At 45.8% G+C, this 3928-nt stretch carries 2 protein-coding genes; one reads left to right on the forward strand and one right to left on the reverse strand.

Annotation, left to right across the window (positions count from 1 at the left end; translation table 11 throughout):
• Positions 1-115: 115 nt before the first annotated feature.
• Positions 116-1030, forward strand: coding sequence for a DUF1338 domain-containing protein (locus RMZ95_RS33950; protein WP_409884535.1), 915 nt, complete (start codon positions 116-118; stop codon positions 1028-1030).
• A gap of 265 nt (positions 1031-1295) precedes the next feature.
• Here RMZ95_RS33950 and RMZ95_RS33955 read toward each other — a convergent pair.
• Positions 1296-3928 (reverse strand): beta strand repeat-containing protein (locus RMZ95_RS33955; protein ID WP_409884537.1); only part of this gene is annotated, 2633 nt, incomplete at its 5' end.

The raw sequence follows: 3928 nt of genomic DNA on the forward strand, positions 1-3928 counted from the left end.
GGGAGGGGAGACAAGGCGTAGCTTTGGCGGGGTGGGGTTCTTCGGGTTTAATAAGCAATCAAGCGGACATGATATGACAAATGACAAATGACCAATGACAAATGACCAATGACAAATGACAAATAAAATAGCCCTTAATTTATGGAAATTACTTTGGCAAGAATACAGCGCTAGGGTAAATCATGCCCGTACCTACCAGCAAATGATTACTGCTGCGGGTGGGACTGTCGCCAACGACCACATCGCCTTTCGATCATTGCGTTTATTAGTAGATACTCCAGAAGGTAAACTTAACTTAGGAATTGACTACCTCGGACAACTTGCAGAAGCTTTGGGTTACGTGGCGGCTGGAGAGTATACTTTTGCTCAAACTCATTTGTACGCCCGTCATTATCGTCATCCGCAGCAAGAGGAATTTAATTTACCCAAGCTGTTTATCAGCGAGTTGATTGTCGAGGAATTGCCTGCTAATATTGCCCAACTCATCTTTAAAACAGTATCTTCAATTCCATACGAACTGACCTCACCCCTTATTCTTCTACAAAAAGACGCGGACTTTGAAACCATCGCCAAACAACTCCAGCAAGTTTTTACCCGTCCTTGGCTACCTCCCCAGCGTTCTGTTGTCGAAGAAGTGAATCAGGTTACTCAGTATGGTGCTTGGGTGTTGCTGCACGGATATGCTGTCAACCACTTTACAGGTTACGTTAATGGACAGAATACCCCAGAATATCCAGACATTGATACTACTGCTAGTGCTTTGACTAACCTGGGTGTACCAATGAAAGCAGAGATAGAGGGAAATGTTGCTTGTGGTTTGCGGCAAACTGCAACTCAAGCAATAACAGAAATGGTGACGGTATTAGATGATAACAGTGGTGCAGAAATTCAGATTCCTTGGACTTATGCTTATTATGAAATTGCCCAACGCTATCTAGTAGAAGTGGAATCTGGAAAGCAGCAGCTTTTTGATGCTTTTTTAGGAAGTAATGCCCAACAATTGTTTGAAATGACTCGTCTATCTAAATAGCCGAGAGTTGTTATACCAATTGGAAAAAAGAATGCAACAAATAGACCATTTGTAGAGACGCGATTCATGAGCCAGCGCGTTGCGGGGGTTCCCACGCCACTTGCTTCAAGTCGGCAAAGCCGCCCAACACAGTGGCTCCCCGTTGTAGCGACTGGCGTCGCGTCTTTACTTTACCCAAAAATGTGTTGCAATCATTAATTGAATTGGTATTAGTAAAGGATTCAATTTCAAAATTCCGAGCTAGTAGTTTCGTCTTTTGGACAAACTACACTTGCAAGACAAAATCTGATGCAGTAAGAGTTGGCGCACCAGTTAGAGTTGCAAATAGACCACCACTGCCAAAACCAGCCGCACTGCCATTTTCGTTGTAAAACAACTGCCCACTCACAGCGTCATAGACAATTTTCGCCGTGCTAGTGCCTGCTAAATTAGTGACTTGAAAATCACTGGTATTACTAAAACCATTTCCCGCAACAGAGGTAATGGCATTAAAGAAAGTTATATCCAGTACAATCTTGTCACCTTCAGAACTATTAAAGTCACTAATGGTATTTACTACAAGAGTAGAAGGAGAAAGTTGGGAAAAATCCTTTTTGTACACAAATCTATCAGCACCTGCACCGCCAACGAGAGTATCATAGTCTTCACCACTAATGAGGGTATCATCATTACCAATGAGGGTATCATTACCAGCGCCGCCTCGTAGCAAATCGTTGCCACTCTTGCCGTTGATGATATCATCACCTCCCTGACCATTAATCACATCATTGGAATCGTAAAAACCTGTGATGTTATTGTTAAGGTCATTGAGGAATGTCACCGTGTTCTTATTAAACAAGTTAGTTTGAGTGGAGTTGGCATCGAAGACATCAAAACTGTCAGCGATGTTAGTCTGTCCATCAAACAGGATATTGCCGATCGCAGCTCTGCTACCTAATACTGGTAAATTATCCAAGTATTCTAGTTGAAAGTCTTGCAGGATGACTTTGGTGTTGGCGATATCTTCAAAAGTGACTTCTAGATTGTTACCATTTTGAGTTAATTGCAGATTTTTAGCAGTCAATCCCAATCCTGTAAAGTTCAGCGTGTCAACTTGAGAAATCACCCCTGATGAAGGATTTGTGCCTTTGCCAATGCCGCCAAAGTCGGTGATGGTGTCGATACCATCGCCAGGGAGAAAGATAAATTTATCTTGACCACCGTTACCTGTGAGGATATCGTTACTAGCTTTTCCATCGATAATGTTATTGTTGAGTGTGCCGATAAGGATATCTGCACTCTTAGTTCCCGTGATGAATTTCTGGACAATACCCAAGGTGGTAGTTGCTACTGCACTGGTATTACTAAAACCTTGCCCGTCATTAACGACAAACTCAATTGTAGTGTTAGCAGTAGCGGCAGCAGTATTATTGTAGGTAAGGCTGTTAAGAACTTGTCGGTAATTGGCAATGGTATCTGTGCCGCTCAGGGTGAGAGTGCCCGTGGTGGGGTTGTAGGTAGAAGTGATGTTACCAATAGCAGTGGCATTAAGACTTTCGGCTGCGCCATTAAAAAGATTAGTAATGGTAATGGTGACAGCAGCTAAGGTAGTGGTATTATTGTCACTTAGGGTGAAATTGCGATCGAGGATAGAAACGGGAGTACCGCTAAAGGTAGTGCTAAAATCAATTCCCTCTGAATTGCCGTTGAGGTCAAGAACGGGAGCGCGGTTGCCAAACGCCACGTAGGTGTTCTGCAATGAGCTATAAAAAGGTCCGCTGAAGTCGCCATATAGTGTGCTGACAATCAGGTCGTCGATGCCGTCACTGTTGATATCTCCCGCACTGCTGCTGACAGCGGAGCTAAATAAGCTACCTGTGGCGCTTTTGATGGTAAAGCCATTAGTGCCGTTGAGCGTGGAGAGGTCGAGTTGGGGACGAAAACCGTCCTTGCTACCAAACACTACGTAGCTCTCCCCTAAACCCAATCCTCCCCCGATAATCAGGTCGTCGATGCCGTCGCCGTTGATGTCTCCCGCGCTGCTGACAGACGAGCCTGAGTAGTAAGTTATATTAGTGCCGTTGATAGTAAAGCCATTAATGCCGTTGAGGGTAGAGAGGTTGAATTGAGCATCAAAACCGCCCTTGCTACCAAACACCACGTAGCTCTGCCCTGAGTAATTGCTGTTGGGCCTGGCATCTGGTGCCCCGATAATCAAGTCGTCGATGCCGTCGCCGTTGATATCTCCCGCACTACTGACAGACGAGCCTAAACGGTCTTCTTGATTGATGCCGTTGATAATAAAGCCATTAGTGCCGTTGAGCGTGGAGAGGTTAAATTGGGCATCAAAACCGTTCTTGCTGCCAAACACCACGTAGCTCTGCCCTGAACCGAAGCCGTTGGGGTGAGCAAGGAATGCCCCGATAATCAGGTCGTCGATGCCGTCACCGTTGATATCTCCGGCACTGCTGACAGACCAGCCTGAGAAGTCACTTTCTTCGATGCCGTTGATGGCAAAGCCATTAGTGCCATTGAGGGTTGAGAGGTTGAATTGGGCATCAAAACTGTTCTTGCTGCCAAACACCACGTAGCTCTGCCCTGAATTAGAGCCGTTAGGGTCAGCATAGCCTGCCCCGATAATCAGGTCGTCGATGCCGTCGCCGTTGATGTCTCCGGCACTGCTGACAGACCAGCCTGAGAAGTCACTTTCTTCGATGCCGTTGATAGTAAAGCCATTAGTTCCGTTGAGGGTAGAGAGGTTAAATTGGGCATCAAAACCAGACTTGCTGCCAAACACCACGTAGCTCTGCCCTGAATTGGAGCCGTTCGGGTCAGCAGAGCTTGCACCAATAATCACATCGTCGATGCCGTCGCCGTTGATGTCTCCGGCATTACTGACAGACCAGCCTGAGAAGTCAC

The sequence above is a fragment of the Nostoc sp. DedQUE07 genome, from assembly GCF_034530975.2.
Lineage (GTDB): Bacteria > Cyanobacteriota > Cyanobacteriia > Cyanobacteriales > Nostocaceae > Nostoc.

Coding starts and splice junctions, on each gene's coding strand:
- RMZ95_RS33950 (WP_409884535.1), top strand. CDS start 116: ATGACAAATAAAATAGCCCTTAATTTATGGAAATTACTTTGGCAAGAA.